We start from the raw sequence: 21988 nt of genomic DNA, 5'->3' as shown, positions 1-21988 counted from the left end.
GATCAGAGGTAGCCGGCCACGCGCAGGCGTTCGAACGCGTCCTCGGACTCATGATCCATGGCACGTCCCGCGCGTTCGGATGTGCGCGACGTTTCCAGTTCCGCAATCACTTCGGCCACGGTGGTCGCGTTGCTTTCCACCGGGCTGGTGATATCCTGGTCCCCCAGCGAGCGGTAGCGCTTGCCGTTTTTTGCGAAATACAGGTCAACCAGCGGGATGTCCTCGCGCTCGATATAACGCCAGATGTCAATTTCACGCCATGACAGCAGGGGGTGGACGCGCACATGCATGCCGGGTTCGTGCGGGGTGGCGTACTGGTCCCAGAATTCGGGCGGCTGGTTGCGCACGTCCCACTTGTGGCCTGCGCCACGGGGGCTGAACACACGTTCCTTGGCACGGGTGGCCTGTTCATCACGGCGGATGCCCGCGATCACGCCCGCCAGCTTGTACTTGTCGATCATCGCGGCAAGGCCCGCGGTCTTGCGCGCAGCAGAACGTGCGGCGGGTGGCAGGGTGGGGTCGATGTCTTCCACCGGCGGGCAGTCGCCCAGCAGCAGTTCCAGGTTCCACTTCTTGGTATATTCATCGCGGAACTTATACATTTCCGGGAATTTCTTGCCGGTATCGACATGCATGACCGGGAACGGCACGTTGCCAAGGAATGCCTTGCGCGCCAGCCACAGCATGACGTTGGAATCCTTGCCCAGCGACCACAGCATCGCCAGCGGCTTCAGCTTCCGGTAGGCTTCGCGCAGGATGAAGATGCTCTGGGCCTCTAGTTGGTCGAGATCGTCCATGGAATTACAGACCTTCCGTAACAGGAAAGAAACAGGGAAAACTGGCGGCCTCAGCCCGGCCGGTGCGGTGGCGTCCGTTTCAGGATGCCTTGCGGACATGGATACCACATTCCGTCTTGTTCTGCCCGGCCCAACGGCCCTGACGCGGGTCCTCGCCTTCGGCCACGGGCCGTGTGCATGGCGCGCATCCGATCGAGGGATAGCCCCGCAGCGTCAGCGGATGGCGCGGCAGGTTGCGGCGCGTCATTTCGGCATCAAGTTCGCGCGGGGTCCAGCTGATCAGCGGGTTGATCTTGATCTTGCCGCCGGGCGCGTCCTCCACCACCGGCAGGCCCTGCCGGGTCGCGGCCTGGGTGCGCTTGCGGCCCGTGATCCACGCATCAAAGGGGATCATGGCCTCATCCAGCGGTTCGACCTTGCGCAATGCACAGCAGGCATCAGGGTCGAAGGCCCATAGCTGGCCTTCGGGGTCGCGGCGTTCGATCTGTCGGGGGGCGGGGTGCAGGTCACGCACGTCGCGCAGGCCCAGCACGCGGGCCAGTTCCTGCCGGTAAGCCAGCGTTTCGGGAAAATGCTGGCCCGTTTCAAGGAACAGGACCGGCACGGCGGGATCGATTTCGGCCGCCAGCGCCAGCATGACGGCTGATTCGGCCCCGAAGGATGAAACAAGCGCAATACGTCCGCGCAGCCGCGTCAGGGCAACACGAAGCACGTCGGAGGCATTTTCCCCCGCCTGCTTCAGTTCTGCCATAATGTCCGCATTAATGCGCATAATCTCCCCCAGACCGGATTTTACACTAGGCTATGGCGTTCTTTTCCCCGCCACACCTAATCCCCGCGGTTTGTAAAATCAAGGCATGGTCCGGCATTTACACATAATAATACGCATATTTCACGACGGGGATACAAATGTTGCGGGATATGGTGGCCGATCCGTTCCTCAGCGGCTCATGATAACGATAATATCGCTGTTTTCCAGCATATGGCGGGTGACGCCACCCAGAATCATCTGACGCAGGCGGGAATGGGAATACGCCCCCATGACCATCATGTCCGCACCCAGCGTATGGGCCATGTCCAGCATGTCTTCACCCACCGGGCGGGAATCACTACCGAATTCGTGAATATTGGCCATGATGCCATGCAATGACAGAAATGACCGTACATGCCGTGCTTCGGGACCGGGGCGCTGATAGGCGGGGCTGTGCAGGATATGCACCGCTTCCGCCCGTTTGAGCAGCGGCAGGGCGTGATGGATGGCGGATGCGGCTTCCGACGTGCCATTCCAGCCGATGCAGATGCGCCTGCCGATGGTCGGTGGCGCCACGGGCGGCACGATGATCACCCCGCGCCCGCTTTCGAACAGGATGGCGTGCAGCGTGTCGGATGAGGAGACATCCCCCTCCGGATTGGGCTGGCGCAGGACCACGATATCGGACAGGCGCGCCTGAAAGGACACGACACTGCGGGTATGGCCGCTATGGGCGATGAAACTTGCGGACAGGCCGGACATGCCCACTGGCGAAAGGGGGGAGTCCACCGCCACGACCGGGATCTGTTCGCGGGTGACGAATGCGTCAAACAGGCCACGCACGCCGTTGAGGCGCGCGGCACTCTCCTTCAGCGCGGACGCGATCATGTCCTGCACCATCGCGCCCGACAGGCCTTCGCCCACCAATGGGCCGACTTCCTGCATGTCGGTGCCCACATGCAGTACGGCCAGATGGGCATCAAACATGCGGGCAATCGCGCCACCCACGTCCAGCGCGCTTTCCGCGTGGCTCATCCCCGCCAGTGGCAACAGTATCCTGCGTATGCACATGCGCCGCCTCCTGATCCGTTCATGGGGCGTGCGGTCCGTCTGGCGGGTGCGACACGCCCCTTGATGAATGAAAACGGATCAGGGGGCGTTAAGTTCAGGGATAAAGGCGTTCCGTCGTCCAGCCATCGGCTGTCCGGTCCCATACGGCGCGGTCATGCAGGCGATAGGGACGGTCCTGCCAGAATTCGAAATGCTGCGGCACGACGCGAAAGCCGCTCCAGTTGGCGGGGCGGGGAATGACGGCGTCGGGATCAGGGTAGCGGGCTTCAAGGTCTGCCACCGCATTCTCGAACACGGCGCGGTCGGGCAGGGGATGGGACTGGTTGGACGCAATCGCGCCCAGACGCGACACCCGGCTGCGGCTGGCGAAATAGGCGTCGGCCTCGGCCGCGGTCACGGGTTCCACCGCGCCCTCGATACGGATCTGGCGGCGGATGCTTTTCCAGTGGAACAGCAGGGCGGCGTGCGGGTTGGCCTTCAGTTCGGCCGCCTTGCGGCTGTTGAGGTTGGTGTAGAACACAAATCCCCGCCGGTCCGCGCCCTTGAGCAGGATCATCCGCACCGAAGGCCGTCCGTCAGCCGTGGCCGTAGCCAGCGCCATGGCGTTCGGGTCGTTGGGTTCGTGCGCTGTCGCGTCACGCATCCACGCGTCAAACAGGTCGAACGGGTCAGCGGCAAGGTCGATCAGGGGAAGGGTCATGGGGTCGGGGTTCCGTAACGCTGAATGCCTTGTACCCGCCTGTGCCGGATGTGGGCGGCGCAGGGATACGAAACATATGGAAACATAAGGTAAGTTACCATGTGACAATTATTGGCTACAATTAGCGCAATCGGCATCTTGTCCAAAACGGCAGCTTGTGCAACCACGAGGCCGAAATTTCATCCGTCATTTACCATTAAGGATACCAGCATGTCAGACGGCGCGCCCAAAATCGCCATCAAGGGTTCATTGATGAAAGGCAAGCGGGGCCTTGTCATGGGTGTTGCGAATGACCGCTCCATCGCATGGGGCATCGCGCGCGCCGTGGCCGAGCAGGGGGGCGAACTTGCCTTTACCTATCAGGGCGAGGCGCTGGGCAAGCGCGTGCGTCCGCTGGCTGAAACCGTTGGATCGACGCTGGTGCTGCCGTGCGACGTGACCGATGACGCCGCCATGGACGAGACATTTGCCGCGATCGAGAAGGAATGGGGCAAGATCGACTTTCTTGTCCATGCCATCGGCTGGGCGGACAAGCAGTTCCTGCGCGGGCGATATGTCGACACCCCCCGTGACGCCTTCCTCAAGGCGATGGACATTTCGTGCTATTCCTTCACTGCTGTCGCCCGGCGCGCGGCTGCAATCATGAACCCCGGCGGGTCGTTGCTGACGCTGACCTATCTGGGGGCCGAGCGTGTCATGCCGCATTACAATGTGATGGGTGTGGCCAAGGCGGCGCTGGAGGCATCGGTACGCTACATGGCGGTTGACCTTGGTGGTGATGGCATCCGCGTCAATGGCATTTCCGCGGGACCGGTCATGACGCTGGCTGCCAATGGCATTGGCGATTTCCGCTATATCCTCAAGTGGAACCAGTACAACTCCCCGCTGGAACGCAATGTGTCGCTGGAAGAAGTGGGGGGTGCGGGCCTGTACATGCTGTCCGACCTGTCGGGTGGCGTTACGGGTGAAATCCACCATGTTGATTCCGGCTACCATATTGTCGGCATGAAAAACCCCACCGCGCCGGACATCACGGTCGCGGGCAACTGATCGCACCCCATGTCGTACAATACCTTCGGCCACCTGTTCCGTGTCACCACATGGGGTGAAAGCCATGGCCCGGCCATCGGCTGCGTGATTGACGGCTGCCCGCCGCGTGTCCCGCTGGATGTGGCGGATATCCAGCCCTGGCTGGACCGCCGCAGGCCCGGTCAGTCGAAATTCACCACCCAGCGGCAGGAAGCCGATCAGGTCGAGATCCTGTCCGGCGTGTTCGAGGGCAGGACAACCGGCACCCCGATCTCGCTGGTCATCCGCAATACCGACCAGCGTTCACGTGATTATGGCGATATCGCAACCCGTTACCGTCCCGGTCATGCCGATGTCGCCTATGACATGAAATACGGCATCCGTGACTATCGGGGTGGCGGCCGTTCCTCGGCCCGGGAAACGGCCATGCGGGTCGCGGCGGGGGCCGTGGCGCGCAAGGTGCTGGGGGATATGGTCAGCATCCGTGGCGCGCTGGTGCAGGTCGGGCCACATGCGGTCGACCGTGCGCGGATGGACTGGGAAATTGTGAATGACAATCCGCTGTTCTGCCCGGATGCGACGATCCTGCCGGTGTGGGAAGAATACCTGTCTGATATCCGCAAGAAGGGATCATCCATCGGTGCGGTGATCGAGGTCGTGGCCCAGGGCATACCGTCCGGACTGGGCGCGCCGATCTATGGCAAGCTGGATTCCGACCTCGCCATGGCATTGATGAGCATCAACGCCGTCAAGGGTGTCGAGATCGGGGAAGGGTTTGCTTCCGCCTGCCTGACGGGGGAAGAAAACGCGGACCCGATGCGCATGGAAAATGGCCAGGTCCGGTTCGCGTCCAACCATGCCGGTGGCGTGCTGGGGGGCATTTCCACCGGTCAGCCGGTCGTGGCGCGCTTCGCAGTCAAGCCGACCAGTTCGATCCTCACGCCCGTGCCCTCCGTCACGCGTGAGGGCGAGAACGTGGATGTCATGACCAGGGGGCGGCATGACCCCTGTGTCGGCATTCGTGCCGTGCCGGTGGGTGAAGCGATGATGGCCTGCGTTCTGGCCGATCACCTGCTGCGCCACCGGGGGCAGGTGGGCAATCAGGATCCGGTTATCCTGTAAAAAATCTGGCGCGGAACCCCGGTTCGTTCCGCGCCGCCTGCTGGATCAGCCTTTCAGCTTCGCGTCCAGCGTGATTGTCGCGTCAAACAGTTTCGAGACGGGGCAGCCTGCTTTCGCCTTTTCCGCCAGTTCCTTGAACTGTGCTTCGGTGGCGCCGGGAATTTCGGCTTCCAGCGTCAGTTTCGCATGGGTGATGGCAAAGCCTTCCCCCTGCTTGTCCAGTACGATTTCGGATTTCGCGTCCAGTGTTTTTGGCGTAAGTCCCGCGCCGCCAAGGATACCCGACAGCGCCATGGCGAAGCATGCGGCGTGGGCTGCGCCCAGCAGTTCCTCGGGGTTGGTGCCGGGCTTGTCCTCGAAACGGGTATTGAAACCATAGGGCTGGTTCTTGAGCGAACCGCTCTGGGTCGAGATTTCTCCCTTGCCGTCCTTCAGTCCGCCTGACCAGTGTGCCGTCGCAAATTTCGTGATCGCCATTACGCTTTGATCCCCTGTTTCATGTTGCAATACGGGCGTGACGCCCGTCCGGATGACAGGCATCCCTTGCACGGGGCAACCATCCCGCTTGCGAAAAGTTGCATCACGATGCGGCCGGGGCCAACAGCGCCCTTGCAATATGCGCCAAAAACAGCCATATCCCGCCACGGTCCCACGTCGGGGCCAATTCGCACGTGAAGCCAAGACCTCTGGTGTCCTTGAAAAACAGGGCGTGCTTCACGGAGGATAAACCAGACACAAGGATTTAGCCGACATGGCGATGCCTGAATTCACAATGCGCCAGCTGCTTGAAGCCGGCGTGCACTTCGGTCACCACACCCGCCGCTGGAACCCGCGCATGGCGCCATACCTGTTCGGTGTGCGCAACCAGGTCCACATCATCGACCTGCAGCAGACCGTTCCCATGCTGGACCGTGCGCTCAAGGCGATCCGTGACACCGTTGCCGGTGGCGGCCGCGTGCTGTTTGTCGGCACCAAGCGTGCAGCAGCCGACCAGGTGGCCGAAGCGGCCAAGCGTTGCGGCCAGTATTACGTCAACCACCGCTGGCTGGGCGGCATGCTGACGAACTGGAAGACCATCACCGGTTCGATCAAGCGCCTGCGCGGCATTGACGACATGCTGGAAAACGGCACCCAGGGCCTGACCAAGAAAGAAGTCCTGGACATCACCCGCGACCGTGAGAAGCTGGAGCGTTCGCTCGGCGGTATCAAGGAAATGGGCGGTCTGCCGGACATCCTGTTCGTGATCGACACGAACAAGGAAAAGCTGGCGGTTGAAGAAGCCAACAAGCTGGGTATCCCGGTTGTGGCCGTGCTGGACAGCAACTCCGACCCGCGTGGCGTGACCTATCCGATCCCGGGCAACGATGACGCCATCCGCGCCATTGCCCTGTATTGCGAACTGGTGTCGTCCGCTGTCCTCGACGGTATCTCCGCCGAGCTGGGTGCATCGGGTGAAGACTTCGGTGCGTCCGAGGAACTGCCGGTTGACCCCGCCGTGGAAACGGCCGTGACGGAAGCCGCCGCAAGCGCGGAATGAAAATGGACGCCGGGGCAGGCTGAAACAGGCCGCCCGGCGTAACTGACACAGCAAGGACACGCCCTGCAGCGATGCGGGGCGTGCGCCTGTCGTGAGGAGTATCAGGATAATGGCGCAGATTACCGCAGCCCTCGTCAAGGAACTTCGTGAGAAGACCGGCGCGGGCATGATGGATTGCAAGAAGGCCCTTAACGAAGCCGAAGGCGATATCGAAGGCGCAATCGACTGGCTGCGCAAGAAGGGCCTGTCGGCCGCCGCCAAGAAGTCCGGCCGCGTTACGGCCGAAGGCCTGGTTGCCGTGGCGCAGACCGATCTCAAGGCTGCCATGGTCGAGATCAATGCCGAAACCGACTTCGTCGCCCGCAACGAGCATTTCCAGAACTTCGTCTCCGAAGTGGCCCATGCCGCGCTGAGCGTTGGCGACGATCTGGAAAAGCTGAAGACCGCCGTGCTGAAAAGCGGCCGCAACGTTGCCGATGAACTGACGCACCTGATCGCCACCATTGGTGAGAACATGTCCATCCGCCGCGCGCGCGTGCTGAGCGTGCCGTCGGGCGTGGTTGCGACCTACGTGCATTCCGCTGTAAGCCCCGGCCTGGGCAAGATTGGCGTGCTGGCTGCCGTTGAGGCACCGACCGCCAGCGAAGCGATGGAAGACCTTGGCCGTCGCATCGGCATGCATGTTGCCGCGACCCGTCCGGCAGCACTGGATGTGGACAGCGTTGACCCGCAGGCGCTTGAGCGTGAGCGCGCGGTGCTGGTGGAACAGGCCAAGGCTTCGGGCAAACCCGACGCGATCATTGAAAAGATGGTCGATGGCCGTATCCGCAAGTTCTATGAAGAAGTTGTGCTGCTGGAACAGGTCTGGGTGCATGATGGCGAAAGCCGCGTGCGCAAGATCGTGGAAAAGGCAGGCGCCAAGCTGACCGGTTTCGACCGCTTCCAGCTGGGTGAAGGCATCGAGAAGGAAGAAAACGACTTTGCCGCCGAAGTGGCAAAGGCTGCTGGCAACTGATCACGTTGCCGGTTTCCGGTTTTCTTTGCGCAAGGGCGGGTGCTTCCTGATGGAATGGGAGGCACCCGCCCTTGTGCTTTCCGCCACCCCGTATGGGGAAGGCAGCGCAATTGCGCATGTCCTGACGGGCGAATACGGGCTGTATCATGGACTGGCCCGTGGGGGTTCATCCAGCCGGGGCCGGGCGGTCTGGCAGACTGGTAACCTTGTCCGCGCGCGCTGGACCGCCCGGCTGCCTGAACAGCTGGGCAATATCACGGCGGAAACGGTCCATGCCTCCGCGGCCCGCATACTGGACGCGCCGCTGCCACTGGCCATGCTGGCGTCGTTATGCGCGCTGGCTGATGGCTGCCTGCCGGAACGCGAACCCCATCCCGCCATATTTCACGGACTGGCCAGCCTGCTGGCGCGGATCAGCCTTGACCCGCAATGGGCGGTAGCGGAAGCCATGCCTGAAATCGTGCGGTGGGAACTGCTTTTGCTGTCCGAACTGGGTTTCGGGCTGGACCTGACGCACTGCGCCCTTGGTGGCAGTTCAGACGATCTGCGATGGGTATCGCCGCGCACAGGGCGGGCGGTATCGGATGAACGCGCGGGCGAATGGCGCAGCCGCCTGCTGCCACTGCCCGGTTTCGTGCTGCACCCCGATCAGGTCGGCACCCCGGTGGACTGGTATGACGGGCTGCGCCTGACCGGGCATTTCCTGCAACGCGACGCTTTTGGCCAGCGGCACCGTCCGGTGCCCGAAGCCCGGTGCAGGCTGCTGGATATGATGGCGCGCGAAGCGGACATTCCCCCGCCGGATGCACCGCCCGACGGGGCGGCGGCCGCTGCTGACTGATTACTACCATTGGACAAAGCGTAAAGTTTCGCTATCTGTTCACCTGCGGGAGGAAGATTGCATGCCTGTGGATACAACAGCCGGTCATATTGAAGATACCAAGCTGGCCGATGCGCTGAGCGAACGGTACCTGGCCTATGCCATGTCAACGATCATGTCGCGCTCGCTGCCTGATGTGCGCGACGGGCTGAAGCCGGTGCATCGTCGCATGATCTATGCGATGCAGCAGCTCAAGCTGGACCCGTCGGCCGGGTTCAAGAAATGTGCCCGCGTGGTGGGCGACGTGATCGGTAAATACCATCCGCATGGCGATGCCTCGGTCTATGAGGCGCTGGTGCGGCTGGCGCAGGATTTTGCCGTCCGTTACCCGCTGGTGGAAGGGCAGGGCAATTTCGGCTCGATCGACGGTGATAACGCTGCCGCCATGCGATACACGGAATCCCGCCTGACCGAAGTGGCCAAGGCCCTGCTGGAGGGCATTGGCGAGGACTGCGTTGACTTCCGCCCGACCTATGATGGTGAGGAACAGGAACCCGTTGTCCTGCCCGCAGCCTTTCCCAACCTGCTGGCCAACGGGGCGGCAGGGATCGCGGTGGGCATGGCGACCTCCATCCCGCCGCATAACGTGGGTGAGATCTGTGCCGCGGCCCTTGCCCTGATCCGCAAACCCGCCATGACCACGGCGGAACTGCTGAAACATATACCCGGTCCGGATTTCCCCACCGGCGGTAGCATTGTGGAGGACAGCGACGCCATAGCCCGTGCGTATGAAACCGGACGCGGTTCCTTCCGCATCCGTTCGAAATGGGATGTGGAGCAGGGGCGTTTCGGCACATGGCAGATCGTGGTGACCGAAATCCCGTATCAGGTGCAGAAATCGCGCCTGATCGAACAGGTCGCGGACCTGATGGAACAGAAGAAGCTGCCCCTTCTGGCCGATATCCGCGATGAAAGCACGACCGACATCCGGCTGGTGCTGGAACCCAAGTCGCGCGGGATCGAACCTGCGGTGCTGATGGAAACCCTGTTCCGCGCAACGCAGCTGGAAAGTCGCTTTGGCCTGAACATGAACGTGCTGGGCGCCGATCAGGTGCCCGGCGTGCGCAGCCTGAAGGATGTGCTGCAGGCATGGCTGGACCACCGTCATGACGTATTGCAGCGTCGCAGCGCCAACCGGCTGGCGGCGGTTGACCGGCGTCTGGAAATCCTTGATGGATTCCTTGCGGTCTATCTCAATCTTGATGAGGTGATCCGCATTGTCCGTGAGGAGGACGATGCGAAGGCCGCCCTGATCGCGACCTTCGATCTCACGGAACTGCAGGCGGAATCGGTCCTGAACATGCGCCTGCGCAGCCTGCGGCGGCTGGAGGAAATGGAAATCCGCGACGAGCATGCGAAGCTGAGCGCGGAAAAGCAGTCCCTGCACGACCTGCTGGATCAGGAAGGATTGCGGTGGAAGCGCATCGCATCCGAAATCAGGGACATCCAGAAAACCTTTGGCGGCGGTGCGCTGGGCAAGCGGCGCAGCCTGCTGGCTGATGCACCGGTTGAAATTGATGTCGAAGCCGCCCTGCCGGTCGAGCGCGACCCGGTGACGGTCATCCTGTCACAGAAGGGGTGGATCCGTACCGTTCGGGGCCATGGGCAGGACCCCGAAGCCCTGAAATTCAAGGAAGGCGACGGCCTGGGCATGGCGGTCGAATGTTACAGCAACGACCGGCTGTGCGTTTTCGCGACCGACGGGCGTGCCTTTACGCTGCGTGTGGCTGACCTGCCGCGCGGACGTGGCGATGGCCAGCCATTGCGGCTGATTATCGACCTGTCCAATGACGAGGACATCATCACGATGTTCCCGGTCGAGGATACGCGCAAGCGCCTGCTGGCTTCCAGCACCGGGCGTGGCATGATCGTGGCGGAATCGGCCATGACGGCGGAAAAGCGCACCGGCAAGCAGGTGCTGAACCTGAAGGACAGGGAAAGTGCGCTGGTCTGCGCGCCCGCCATTGGCGACCATGTTCTGGTACTCGGGCAGAACCGGCGCATGCTGGTCTTCCCGCTGGACCAGTTGCCGGAAATGACGCGCGGCCTTGGCGTAATCCTGCAGAAATACAAGGATGGTGGCCTGCGTGACGCTGTCGTGTTCGCGGCGGATGCCGGTGTGACATGGCCCGATCCCGCCCGCACCCGTTCCTTTGCGGACCTGAAGGATTATCTGGGCAAGCGGGCTGATGTGGGCAGGACGGCCCCCGCCTGGGCCACGCGCAAGCCACGCGCCTGATCGGGCATCAGTCCGCCGGGCGGAACAGTCCGTCCGGCAGGAAGGCGCTTTCATTTGCCTGGTACTGCGTCAGGTCCAGATCATGCCATACGCCACGCGTCATGATCTGGGCCGGGCGGAAACGGGCCTTGTAGGCCATTTTCCGGCTCTCGCTGATCCAGTAGCCCAGATACAGGTGGGGCAGGCCAAGCGTGCGGGTGTATTCGATCAGGTGCATGACCGCGAACGTGCCCAGTGAACGCTGCTGCAGCGCGGGATCATAGAAATCATAGACTGCGGAAAGCCCGTCATCCAGCTGGTCCACCAGCGCCACACAGGCCAGCCTGCCGTCGGTATCGCGGAATTCGATCATGAAGGTCTCGATCGGCGTATCCTCGACCATGGCCCGGTAATCGGGAAAGGTCATGGATGCCATGTCACCGCCTTCATGGCGGGTGGACTGGTATGCGCTGAACAGGCTGAACTGTTCGGGTGTTGCGGCGGTGGGGATGCGTTGCGCGCGCAGTCCGGCATTGCGGCGCAGGGCGCGCTGCTGCGTGCGGCTGGGGGCAAAGCGCGCCACGGGCACGCGTATGGGCGTACACGCCGTGCAGCCCGCGCAGACGGGGGCATAGGCAATGGTGTGGCTGCGGCGGAAACCGGCGCGTGACAGGCGGTTATGGAACGGCACGGCGTCCGGACCGCCAATTTCGGTCACGACCTTGCGTTCCATGCGTCCCGCCAGATAGGGGCAGGGCATGGGCGCCGTGGTATAGAACAGCTGTGGATGCCGTGGCGATGTATAGGTCATGCGCTCTCACCAGCCGGGAAACAGGAAACGGCAGCCCCGCAAACAGGAAAAACAGACTGCCCGTGATCCTAACGGTTATCATATCCTTCCTGTTGCAGGCATCAACTATCCGGCTGCGTACGCGTGGTTTTGTCGTGTTCAGGCGCGCAGCAGGCGGGCGGCGTCCAGCGCGAAATAGGTCAGCACCCCATTGGCGCCCGCACGGCGGAAGGCCATCAGGCTTTCCATGATCACGCGGTCACGGTCCAGCCAGCCATTCTGGATCGCGGCCATCAGCATCGCATATTCGCCCGATACCTGATAGGCGAAGGTCGGCACCGCGAATTCCTGCCGCACGCGCTGGATGACATCCAGATACGGCATCCCCGGCTTGACCATGACCATGTCCGCGCCTTCGCTCAGGTCCAGGGCAACTTCACGCAGGGCCTCATCCGTGTTGGCGGGGTCCATCTGGTATGTCTTCTTGTCACCCTTCAGCAGGCCGCCCGAACCCAGCGCATCACGGAACGGGCCATAGAAAGCACTGGCGTATTTGGCGGCGTAGGACATGATGCGGGTGTTGACCAGCCCGGCTACATCCAGCGCCGTGCGGATGGACCCGATGCGCCCGTCCATCATGTCGGACGGCGCGATGATGTCGATCCCGGCGGCGGCCTGGTTGACGGCCTGTTTCACCAGGATTTCGACCGACGGGTCGTTGACCACGTAGCCATCTTCGATCAGCCCGTCATGGCCATGGCTGGTGTAGGGATCCAGCGCCACGTCGCCGATCAGGCCGATTTCAGGGAATTCCTTCTTCAGCAGGCGCGCGGCCCGGCACATGAGGTTGTCGGGGTTGCCCGCTTCCGTGCCCGCTTCGTCACGCAGGCTGGCGGGCGTGATGGGAAACAGCGCCAGGGCGGGGATGTCCAGCTTCGCCGCCGGTTCCACATGGGCCGCCAGCCGGTCAAGGCTGACGCGCTGCACGCCGGGCATGGAGGAGACATCGGTAACCGAACCCGTGCCCTCGGTCACGAAGATCGGCCAGATCAGGTTATCGGTCGATAGCGTGTTTTCAGACACCAGCCGCCGTGTGAACCGGTCGTGCCGGTTACGGCGCAGCCTTGTTTGGGGAAACTGACCGATATTCATCCAATCCAACTCCATCAGGGAAGGGGCGACTATGATCCTGTCACAGCTCCATGCCAAATTATGATCCGGTAATCCGCCTGTGCATTCAGGATTTCCCGCGCATGGCAGGTATGACCGCGCCCAGCCGGCTGTGGCGTATGCCATACAGTGCATACACAACCAGCCCGATCGCCAGCCAGACAACCAGCCGCAGCCATGTCAGCCCGTCCAGCGAGAGCATCATGATCCCGCAGCTTATGATGCCCGCTACCGGGATTATGTTGCCACCGGGCACGCGGAATACGCGCGGGCGGTCGGGTTCACGCACGCGCAGCACGATAACACCCACGCAGACGATGACAAAGGCCAGCAGCGTGCCGATGGATGTCATGTGCGCCAGCTGTTCGATCGGCAGGAAGGCGGCCAGCGCCCCCGTTACCCCCATGAAGAACAGGTGACACGCGACCGGCGTGCCCAGGCGCGCATGCGTGCGCCCGAACATGGGGGGCAGCAGCCCGTCACGCGCCATGGCGAAAAATACCCGGCTCTGCCCCAGCAGCAGGACAAGGATGACCGACAGGAAGCCGCATATGACGCCGATCTTGACCGCCGCCTGCAGCCAGCCAAAGGGCGTGTGGTCAATGGCGGTGGCCACGGGGGCGGCATCCCCGATCATGTCGCGGTAATTCACCAGTCCTGTCAGCACGAAGGAAAAGGCGATATAGACGAACGTGCAGATCGCAAGGCTGCCCAGCAGGCCAATGGGCATGTCTCGCCCGGGATTGCGCGTCTCCTGCGCCACGGTGGAGACGGCGTCAAACCCCAGATAGGCAAAGAAGATCGTGCCCGCCGCCCGCAGGATGCCCGACAGGCCGTAATGCCCGAACTCCCCCGTATTGGGCGGGATGAAGGGGATATAGTTCGCAGTCTTGATGTAAGGCAGCCCGAAGCCGATCACGGCGGCGATGACCGTAAGCTTGATCGCCACGACAATGGCGTTCAGTCGCGCGGATTCCGAAATCCCGCGCATGAGCAGCACGGACAGGACCATGATGATGAAAACGGCAGGCACGTTGGCAATGCCGTGGACGGGCTGGCCACCGGCCATGCCCACGACCTCGAACGGGGAGGCCGTGAACCGTGGCGAAAGATGGATGCCCCATCCATCCAGCAGCGAGCGCATGTACCGTGCCCAGCTGACCGATACGGCGGATGCCCCCACCGTATATTCCAGCACAAGATCCCAGCCGATGATCCAGCCCGCCAGTTCGCCCAGGGCGGCATAGGCATAGACATACGCGCTGCCCGCCGCCGGGATCATGCCCGCCAGTTCCCCGTAACACAGCCCGGCAAAGGCACATGCCACCGCCGCCAGAACGAAGGATATCAGGACCGCAGGCCCGGCATTGCTGCCCGCGGCAACACCGGTCAGTGAAAACAGGCCCGCCCCGATCGTGACTCCGACACCCAGCGCCACCAGGCTTCCGGCGCCCAGAACGCGTTTCAGCCCCGCGTCATCCGCTGGTGCGCCAACGGGCAGGCGGCGCAGCAGGGCGCGTGCGATGCCTGTGTTCATATTGCCACGCATGGGGTAGCGAGGAAGGGGGAAGGGAATGCAACAGGGGTCAAATCAGCCGGTCTCCATCATTTTGGCGTTGTCTTGACGCCACGATATGGCGCACATAGCAGGCCTGTTCCCATACGTGTCATGTCCGTTTGCCTACCCGGAAATGACAGGTGATCCAATGAATGGAGAGACATAACGGTGCCGGACCCCATCAGCCAGACTGACCTCAAGCAGTTTTTCCGTGCCCCACTGACCGAAGCCGACCCCGATGTCGCCGCGATTATCGATGCGGAACTGGTGCGTCAGCGCGACGGGATTGAACTGATTGCCAGCGAGAACATGGTCTCCGCCGCCGTCATGGCCGCACAGGGCAGCGTTCTGACCAACAAATATGCCGAAGGTTATCCCGGCCGCCGTTACTATGGCGGCTGCGTGGAAGTGGACAAGGTCGAGACCCTGGCCATTGAACGCGTCAAGACGATGTTCGGCGCGGAATTCGCCAACGTGCAGCCCCATTCGGGCGCCAACGCCAACCAGGCCGCCTTCATGGCGATGGTGAAGCCGGGCGATACCGTCATGGGCATGAGCCTGGCTGCCGGTGGCCACCTGACCCATGGCGCCGCCCCGAATTATTCCGGCAAGTGGTTCAATGCGGTCCAGTATGGCGTGCGCAAGGAAGACGGCCTGCTGGATTATGAGGAAATGGAACGCCTTGCCCGCGCCGAAAAGCCGAAGCTGATCGTCGCCGGTGGGTCCGCCTATCCCCGTATCATCGATTTCGCCCGCTTCCGCGCCATTGCGGATGAAGTCGGCGCGTATCTCATGGTGGACATGGCCCATTTCGCGGGGCTGGTCGCCGCTGGCCTGTATCCGTCGCCGGTGCCGCATGCGCATGTCGTCACGTCCACCACGCACAAGACCCTGCGCGGGCCGCGTGGCGGGCTGATCCTGACCAATGACGCGGATCTGGCGAAAAAGATCAATTCCGCCGTATTCCCCGGCCTGCAGGGCGGTCCGCTCATGCATGTGATCGCGGGCAAGGCCGTAGCATTCGGCGAGGCGCTGCGCCCCGATTTCCGCACCTACCAGGAAGCGGTGGCGAACAATGCCCGCGTGCTGGCGGAAACGCTGGTGCAGAGCGGCTTTGATATCGTGACCGGTGGCACGGACTGCCATCTGCTGCTGGTGGACCTGCGGCCCAAGGGTGTTACGGGACGCGCGGCGGAACGTGCGCTGGAACGTGCGGGCATTACCGCCAACAAGAACGCCATTCCGTTCGACCCCGAAAAGCCCGCCGTGACTTCAGGCATCCGTCTGGGCAGCCCGGCGGCGACGGCTCGTGGCTTTGGCGAGAAAGAGTTCCGTGAAGTCGGCCGGATGATCGACGAAGTGCTGACCGCCCTTGCCAAGACCCCCGGTGAGGAAGGCTGCGCGAAGACGGAGCAGGCCGTGCACGAACGTGTCAAGGCACTGTGTGCACGCTTCCCCATCTACGCCTGAGCATGACGATGGCCATCTGTCCCGGTTACTGATCCGGGGCGGGTGGCCGCGTGCCCGTATCCACACGGGCAAACCGTACGGCCGTATGGCCACGGGCGGGACGCAGGTTGGGCATGATCAGCATGCACCGACCGTAGGGCGTGCGGATTTCATCATCGCCGTCATATGCCACCATCGTGCCGGCATCGGCCACGACATGCCCGCTGTGGAACGGGGTGACGAAACGGAACATCCCCGTCCGCGCCGTTATCACATCCGTCACCACCATTGCGCGTTGCGGTAACGTACCACCATCGGCGGGCAGGCCGCAGCATGGCCCGATCAGCGACAGCACCGCCTGCATGGATCGCGTGACAGTCGCTTCGTGCCAGTGCTGGCCCGCTTCCAGCAGGCAGGCGGCGGCACTGCCGTTACTGAAATGTGGGTGATCGATCAGCCTGCACCCGCTGCGGTGGCCCCGGTCGGCCACACATACATCCACCCCGCGAATGCGCCGCGCCATGGCCCGCCCCGTGGGCGACAGACCCGACAGCACCAGCGGATCACCCGGCCACAGCATGGAATGCAGGTCCAGCAACCTGTCCGCCGTCAGGATGACCGGCAGCAGGACCCGTGCCCGGTCCAGTTCATGTGATGACCGCCGGTCGTCCAGCATGGCGGGCAGCCAGACGCGGTTCATGTCCTCATCCACGCAGCGCGCACGCACCGGGTCGCGCGGGTCGAACAGGCGCATGGCCTCGGGGTTGGCGAATACCAGTGACAACCGCCCCGCGCGTGGGCGGATACGACGGCGCAGCAGGCGGTCAAGCACGATGGCGCCCGCGAATTCATTGCCATGGATCAGGCTGACACAGACGATATGCGGACCGGGCCTGCGGCCTTCGTAATGCATGACGCCGGGAATGCCGCAATTACCCGCAAGCCATGGTGACAGGTCGGGCGGTGTAATGCCGATTTTCCACCGTGGCAGGCTGGATGGGGGTGGGGGCAGGCGTTCAAGGAACGTAGTGGGCCGTGCCACGCGTACAGGCAGGCGTGGCGTATCTTCCGGCCCATGTGTCATGTCAGGCGGGTCCGGTCGTTGTCAGCACCTGTCCCGTCATGCGTCGGGACAGGTGAGCGCATGGCATCGGTGTTCATCATGAAATCCAGTTTATCCAGCCTTCACCCCACGGCAAGACCATGGGGGCGGAGGGCGCATGACAAATGCATGAACCGGTCCGTCATTCCGGCAGGCTGGCAATGCGGATGCGTTGTCCCGTCAGGCGTTCGATGTCCTTGAGCGCCTGACGTTCCTCCGGTGCGCACAGGGCGACGGCCACGCCCCGCCGCCCCGCGCGCGCGGTGCGCCCGATACGGTGGACATAGGATTCGGGCTGGGCCGGGATATCGTGGTTGATGACAAGGGCGATATCATCAATGTCGATTCCCCGCGCCATGACATCGGTCGCCACCAGCACGCCCACGCGCCCCTGACGGAAATCGCGCAGCATCCGATCGCGCCGCGCCTGTGAATGATCGCCATGGATCGCGATGGCGGGTGTCAGCGCGCTGATGCTGCGTGCAATGGTGTCGGCTTCCTGACGTGTGCGCACAAACACCATGACACGCTGCATGCCATATTGCTTCAGGCAGGCCAGTGTCGCCTCCGCCTTGTGGCGCATGGGTACGAAAATGGCATATTGCGCAATGCGCGGCGCGGGGGCGTTCTCAATCTCCATGCTGATTCGCAATGGCCGGTGCAGCAGGCGGGCGGCCAGTTCGGCCATGGCCGGGGGAATGGTGGCGGAAAACAGCAATGTCTGGTGTTGCGCGGGCAGGGCTGTGGCAAGGGCGAGCATTTCTTCCGCAAATCCTGGCTCCAGCATGCGATCGGCTTCATCCAGCACGAACCGGCCTACGGCAGACAGGTCCAGTTCACCCCCATGCACCAGGTCGATCACCCGCCCCGGCGTGCCGACCACGATCGCGACCCCTTCGCCCAGCGTCCTGGCCTGTGCCGCCCGCGCCGTGCCGCCGGTGGCCTGCACGATGCGCAGGCCGCTGCCACGGGCAAGACCACGCAGCACGCCCGCCGTCTGTCCCGCCAGTTCGCGCGTGGGGGACAGGATCAGGCAGCGCACGCGGGTATTGTCCGCATCATCAAGCTGCATGAGGGTGGACAGGATGGGGGCGGCAAAGGCCACCGTCTTGCCGCTGCCGGTGCCCGCGCGGGCTTCCACATCCCGTCCGGCCATGACCGGGGGGATGACCTCGCGCTGGATCAGGGAAGGCTGGTGCAGCCCCATGCGTGTCAGGGCGGCCACCACGCGGCCATCCAGCCCCATGCCGGCAAATGTCGGTTCTGTCTCACTCATTGTAGCCACTTAGCGCGGCTGGACGATGGACAAAAGGGGCAGGGCATTGACGCCCCGGCTCCCGTCCCGCCACATGGGCGCATGGCATCACATGAACCGACCGCCGCCGTGATCGCGGCTGACCTTGCCGGCATGCGTTCACAGACCTTCGGGCTGGCGCGGCGCGCGGGGCTTGATCCCCACCTGCATGCGCTGGTGCCGCGTGGGATATGGCGGCATGTGCCCGCCGCATGGTGGCCGGCACCCCTGCGTGCGGTCATGCCGCTGGGTCTGGGTCCTGATTACCGTGATCATCCCGTCATCAGCATCGGTGGCAGCGGGGGGGCGGTTGGTGCGGCGCTGCGCAGGCATGGCGCGCCTGTGATACAGGTACAGAATCCACGCCTGTCGCCCACACGTTTCGATCTGGTCATCGCCAATCGCCACGACCGGATTTCCGGTCCCAATGTTGTCCTGACGCGTACGGCCCTGCATGGGGTGACGCCCGCGCTGCTGGATCAGGCGCGGCGGGAATGGACGCCGTTGCTGGCCCATCTGCCGCGCCCGCTGGTTGCCGTTCTGGTTGGTGGGGGGAATGGCCGTTTCCGTCTGGGCCGGGCGGAGGGCGCGACCCTTGCCACGCAGTTGGCCGCCATGATGCGGCGTGACCGGGTTGGCATTGCGCTGACGCCATCGCGCCGGACGGACCCCGAAGTATGCGCCGAACTGCAGCGCGCCCTTGCCGGGCCGGATGCATGGGTATGGGACCAGACCGGTCCCAATCCGTATCTGGGACTGCTGGCCTGTGCTGATGCGATTGTCGTGACCATGGACAGCGTTTCCATGGTTTCGGAAGCCGTGGCGACAACCGCCCCCGTCATGGTCGCCAGCCTGCCGGGCCGGTCACGGCGGATCGGGCATTTCCTGCATGACCTCATGCAGGCGGGGCGCATCCGGCCTTTTGCCGGGCGGCTGGAAACATGGCCTGTCACGCCCCTTGATGATACCGTCATGGCGGCGGAGGCCGTGCGGCATCATCTGGGTCTTGCAACAATAATCCTCCCGCTTGCGCCAGAAGTGGAATAAAACAGGCACATGCTAGGTATCCGGACTTTTGACCCGCGTTCAGGCGGCAACATGGCCTACAAGGCCCTGACCCACCCGCTGGCTGCCGGACAGCTTGCCAGCCTTGCCGATGACCTGCGCAATGCGGGACCGATTGCGATCTATGATCCCCACGACATGGTGGAAACCGTCATGGCGCTGTTGCCCGCGCCCATTACGGTTGCGGGCATATACACCCATGATTCGCTGAAGGTGGGGCAGGTGCGTGCGGGCATGGCCCTGCAGCCGGTGGTGGATCTGGCGCAGGGCGGGGCAGGGCGCGTGTGGGCGCTGGATTTCAACCATGCCATCATGCAGGGCCGCCTGTCCGGCCTGCTGCCTGCGGGCGGCGTGCTGCATACGCTGGAACCCGTGCGGCTGCCCCGGCACATGCTTTCGGTCGCGCATGATTATCTGCACCGGCTGAACTTCGCCACCAACCTTGCCTTTTTCCGGGACACGGCGGCGCTGTCCACCCGTCTGGTCACCGCCAATTACTGGGCGCGTTACGGCGCGCGGGCCGTGCGGCTATGGCTGCGGCTGTTCGATCATGACGGCCACGTGCTGCAGACATGGGAATATGACGTGCCGGGCGATGGCCAGGCCATCATCATCGACAGTGCCGAGATCCGCAGCCGGTTTGGTCTGCCGGAATTTACCGGGCAACTGTTCATCCATGCACAGGGCATAGCCGGTCATGACGTAGTCAAATATGCGCTGGAGACACGTGGGCAGGGCGGCAATGCCAGCCTGTCGGTCACCCATGATGCCAATGCCTGGCCCGCCAACCGCTACGCCAACCTGCCCGCCCCGGCGGAGGGCGAGGACGTGGTGCTGTGGGTCCAGAACAGCCATGCCCTGCCCATCCCGTCGGGCAGCATGACGCTGAACCGGATGGGGCAGGACACACACATACCCATCATGCCCGAACTGGCCCCGTACCAGACCATGGCCGTGCATATGCGCGATGTCCTGCCCGGCCTGTCATGGCCGGAACAGATCGAATTCCGTGCCGGTGGCCATGTCGTGCGTTCCCGTTACGAAATCACGCAGCACAACCGCACACGCATCGCCCACCTGAACGTGCAGCGTGCTGACCTGCAGCCCGATCCGGGCATTGCCCGGCTGGATCCACGTTTTTTCGGGCGGGGCTACCTGCTGCCGTTCCCGGTGCCCGATCCCGCGCGCTACCGTACGCTGCTGCTGCCATCACCCATGGCGGAAAGCCTGACCAGCCTGCCGGTCCGGGTGGACTGTTTCGATGCGGAGGGGACGGCTGGCCCCTCGCGTTTCATGGGGTGCCTGCCGCGTGACCATGCGGCGGTGCTGGATGTCAGTGCGTTTGCAACCGGCACGGGGCATGGTGAACTGCTGTATGACTTTCGTGACGGCGGGCAGGCGGATGGCTGGCTGCATGCCCTGATCCGTTATGAGGACAGGCAGACCGGCCATACATCCGAAACCAGTTTTGGGTCGCACATATTCAATACGGTCATGACCTATAAGGGGGAGCCGCAGTCCTATGTTGGCGCCCCACCGGGGCTGAGCACGCGGCTGTTCCTGACGGCGGCGGGGCGGGAGCCATTCAGTTTCTGCAGGCTTATCTATCCCGTTTCGGCGACATGGCGCGCGTATTCGGATACGTCGCTGTACCTGCACGCGGCGGATGGCACGGTGCTGGCGCATGAAAAGATCGCCATTCCCATGTCCGGATCACGGGAAATCTGGCCCCACCGTGTCTTTGGCCTGCCCACGCTGGCGCGTGCGGGGGAAGGGGCCTATGTCATCATCCGTGACACCACCTGCCGTCTGTTCGGCTACCATGGCCGCATGGCGGAGGGGGAAGGACGGTTTGCAGTCGACCATATGTTCGGGTTCTGACCCTGACATCCGCCTCGGCTGTTCCCATATGACCATGCAGGCTGACTGCTGGCATGTGCCGCGGTGCACGGATCAGGGCAGCGGTACAACCTGCCCACCATGCCTGACAGACCGGAAGGGAACCTGACTGGACCATGATCGTACAGGACATCAATTTTTTCTGTGACATGCCTGCCGACATGAAATACCTGCGCGATCGTAACCCGCCGCAGAATTTCCTTGAGCAGAACATGATATTCGTCCTGCCACAGCGGCTGCGCAAGTTCCGGAAAAACCTGTTTCATGTCCGACGCACGGATGCGGACGCCACCGTCTATGCGCCACTGTTTCAGGTGCGGTGCATAACCGAACATGATCCGCTGCCCGAAGGTTATGACGGACCGTTTGACGTATTTCCGTTCTATACCAACCCCACCCGCAAGCGGCGGCGTACGCTGGATTATTATGTGCTGTTCCTGTTTCAGGACAAGCTGTCCTATGTCAAATGCCGCGATGCGCTGGAAGAAGTGCCGTCATGACAGGAAGTGCTGCGGAGATACCCGGACAGGGATGCGAGAAA

General features: G+C 63.2%; 20 protein-coding genes. 10 read left to right on the top strand and 10 right to left on the bottom strand.

All coding sequences use genetic code 11. The features are described 5' to 3' along the window. Window positions 1–2: 2 nt before the first annotated feature. The 4 genes from cysD to pdxH form a co-directional block, all read right to left on the bottom strand. On the bottom strand, window positions 3–797 hold the full coding sequence (gene cysD, locus AC1RQ9_RS09225; protein WP_485986595.1) for a sulfate adenylyltransferase subunit CysD: 795 nt from the start codon (window positions 795–797) through the stop codon (window positions 3–5). Window positions 798–876: 79 nt separating this feature from the next. Then, window positions 877–1569, bottom strand: coding sequence for a phosphoadenylyl-sulfate reductase (locus AC1RQ9_RS09220; RefSeq protein WP_193732102.1), 693 nt, complete (start codon window positions 1567–1569; stop codon window positions 877–879). A gap of 168 nt (window positions 1570–1737) precedes the next feature. Continuing rightward, window positions 1738–2583, bottom strand: coding sequence for a universal stress protein (locus AC1RQ9_RS09215; RefSeq protein ID WP_019084835.1), 846 nt, complete (start codon window positions 2581–2583; stop codon window positions 1738–1740). Between the two features lie 130 nt (window positions 2584–2713). Next, window positions 2714–3319 carry a pyridoxamine 5'-phosphate oxidase gene (gene pdxH / locus AC1RQ9_RS09210; protein WP_019084836.1) on the bottom strand — a complete coding sequence of 202 codons (606 nt, stop codon included), beginning with the start codon at window positions 3317–3319 and terminating at the stop codon, window positions 2714–2716. A 210-nt stretch (window positions 3320–3529) separates the two neighbouring features. Here pdxH and fabI point away from each other — a divergent pair, with 210 nt between their 5' ends. Together fabI and aroC are read left to right on the top strand one after the other, a co-directional pair. Beyond that, the gene (gene fabI, locus AC1RQ9_RS09205) at window positions 3530–4369 is read left to right on the top strand and encodes an enoyl-ACP reductase FabI (protein ID WP_019084837.1); all 840 of its coding nucleotides are present in this window, start codon (window positions 3530–3532) and stop codon (window positions 4367–4369) included. Window positions 4370–4378: 9 nt separating this feature from the next. Continuing rightward, on the top strand, window positions 4379–5470 hold the full coding sequence (gene aroC / locus AC1RQ9_RS09200) for a chorismate synthase (protein ID WP_019084838.1): 1092 nt from the start codon (window positions 4379–4381) through the stop codon (window positions 5468–5470). 45 nt (window positions 5471–5515) lie between these two features. Here aroC and AC1RQ9_RS09195 read toward each other — a convergent pair whose 3' ends face one another. Next, complete coding sequence (locus AC1RQ9_RS09195) at window positions 5516–5947, bottom strand: OsmC family protein (protein WP_019084839.1); 432 nt, start codon at window positions 5945–5947, stop codon at window positions 5516–5518. A gap of 274 nt (window positions 5948–6221) precedes the next feature. Between AC1RQ9_RS09195 and rpsB the strand changes: the two genes are divergently transcribed. The 4 genes from rpsB to parC all read left to right on the top strand — a co-directional run bounded on the left by rpsB (window position 6222) and on the right by parC (window position 11141). Next, window positions 6222–7007 (top strand): 30S ribosomal protein S2, encoded by a 786-nt coding sequence (gene rpsB / locus AC1RQ9_RS09190; RefSeq protein ID WP_039734321.1) that lies wholly within the window; start codon window positions 6222–6224, stop codon window positions 7005–7007. 109 nt (window positions 7008–7116) lie between these two features. Further along, the gene (gene tsf / locus AC1RQ9_RS09185) at window positions 7117–8022 is read left to right on the top strand and encodes a translation elongation factor Ts (RefSeq protein WP_485986591.1); all 906 of its coding nucleotides are present in this window, start codon (window positions 7117–7119) and stop codon (window positions 8020–8022) included. Window positions 8023–8071: 49 nt separating this feature from the next. Beyond that, window positions 8072–8863 carry a DNA repair protein RecO gene (gene recO / locus AC1RQ9_RS09180; RefSeq protein WP_485986589.1) on the top strand — a complete coding sequence of 264 codons (792 nt, stop codon included), beginning with the start codon at window positions 8072–8074 and terminating at the stop codon, window positions 8861–8863. Between the two features lie 61 nt (window positions 8864–8924). Further along, window positions 8925–11141 (top strand): DNA topoisomerase IV subunit A, encoded by a 2217-nt coding sequence (gene parC, locus AC1RQ9_RS09175; RefSeq protein WP_485986587.1) that lies wholly within the window; start codon window positions 8925–8927, stop codon window positions 11139–11141. A gap of 7 nt (window positions 11142–11148) precedes the next feature. On the opposite strand, the gene AC1RQ9_RS09170 is transcribed toward parC, so the two are convergent. From AC1RQ9_RS09170 to AC1RQ9_RS09160, 3 genes are all read right to left on the bottom strand, one after another. Continuing rightward, window positions 11149–11931, bottom strand: a complete 783-nt coding sequence (locus AC1RQ9_RS09170; protein WP_485986585.1) for an arginyltransferase — start codon at window positions 11929–11931, stop codon at window positions 11149–11151. 138 nt (window positions 11932–12069) lie between these two features. Continuing rightward, the gene (hemB, locus tag AC1RQ9_RS09165) at window positions 12070–13062 is read right to left on the bottom strand and encodes a porphobilinogen synthase (protein ID WP_193732093.1); all 993 of its coding nucleotides are present in this window, start codon (window positions 13060–13062) and stop codon (window positions 12070–12072) included. Window positions 13063–13147: 85 nt separating this feature from the next. Beyond that, window positions 13148–14617, bottom strand: coding sequence for an amino acid permease (locus AC1RQ9_RS09160; RefSeq protein WP_485986584.1), 1470 nt, complete (start codon window positions 14615–14617; stop codon window positions 13148–13150). A gap of 201 nt (window positions 14618–14818) precedes the next feature. On the opposite strand from AC1RQ9_RS09160, the gene glyA reads away from it, so the two are divergent. Beyond that, window positions 14819–16108, top strand: a complete 1290-nt coding sequence (gene glyA / locus AC1RQ9_RS09155) for a serine hydroxymethyltransferase (protein WP_485986604.1) — start codon at window positions 14819–14821, stop codon at window positions 16106–16108. Between the two features lie 25 nt (window positions 16109–16133). Here glyA and AC1RQ9_RS09150 read toward each other — a convergent pair whose 3' ends face one another. Next, window positions 16134–17171: a M14 family metallopeptidase gene (locus tag AC1RQ9_RS09150; RefSeq protein WP_193732084.1), complete on the bottom strand. Its 1038-nt coding sequence runs from the start codon at window positions 17169–17171 to the stop codon at window positions 16134–16136. A gap of 160 nt (window positions 17172–17331) precedes the next feature. Further along, window positions 17332–18435 (bottom strand): DEAD/DEAH box helicase, encoded by a 1104-nt coding sequence (locus AC1RQ9_RS09145; protein WP_193732090.1) that lies wholly within the window; start codon window positions 18433–18435, stop codon window positions 17332–17334. 111 nt (window positions 18436–18546) lie between these two features. Here AC1RQ9_RS09145 and AC1RQ9_RS09140 point away from each other — a divergent pair, with 111 nt between their 5' ends. From AC1RQ9_RS09140 to AC1RQ9_RS09130, 3 genes are all read left to right on the top strand, one after another. Next, window positions 18547–19530, top strand: coding sequence for a mitochondrial fission ELM1 family protein (locus AC1RQ9_RS09140; protein ID WP_485986583.1), 984 nt, complete (start codon window positions 18547–18549; stop codon window positions 19528–19530). A 9-nt stretch (window positions 19531–19539) separates the two neighbouring features. Beyond that, window positions 19540–21429 carry a hypothetical protein gene (locus AC1RQ9_RS09135; protein WP_485986582.1) on the top strand — a complete coding sequence of 630 codons (1890 nt, stop codon included), beginning with the start codon at window positions 19540–19542 and terminating at the stop codon, window positions 21427–21429. 134 nt (window positions 21430–21563) lie between these two features. Continuing rightward, window positions 21564–21947, top strand: coding sequence for a hypothetical protein (locus AC1RQ9_RS09130; protein WP_485986580.1), 384 nt, complete (start codon window positions 21564–21566; stop codon window positions 21945–21947). Window positions 21948–21988: the final 41 nt, after the last annotated feature.

The sequence above is a fragment of the Komagataeibacter ossonobensis genome, from assembly GCF_057359305.1.
The sequence above is the reverse complement of the archived record's forward strand: the minus strand, read 5'-3'. Positions and strand labels throughout refer to the sequence as shown.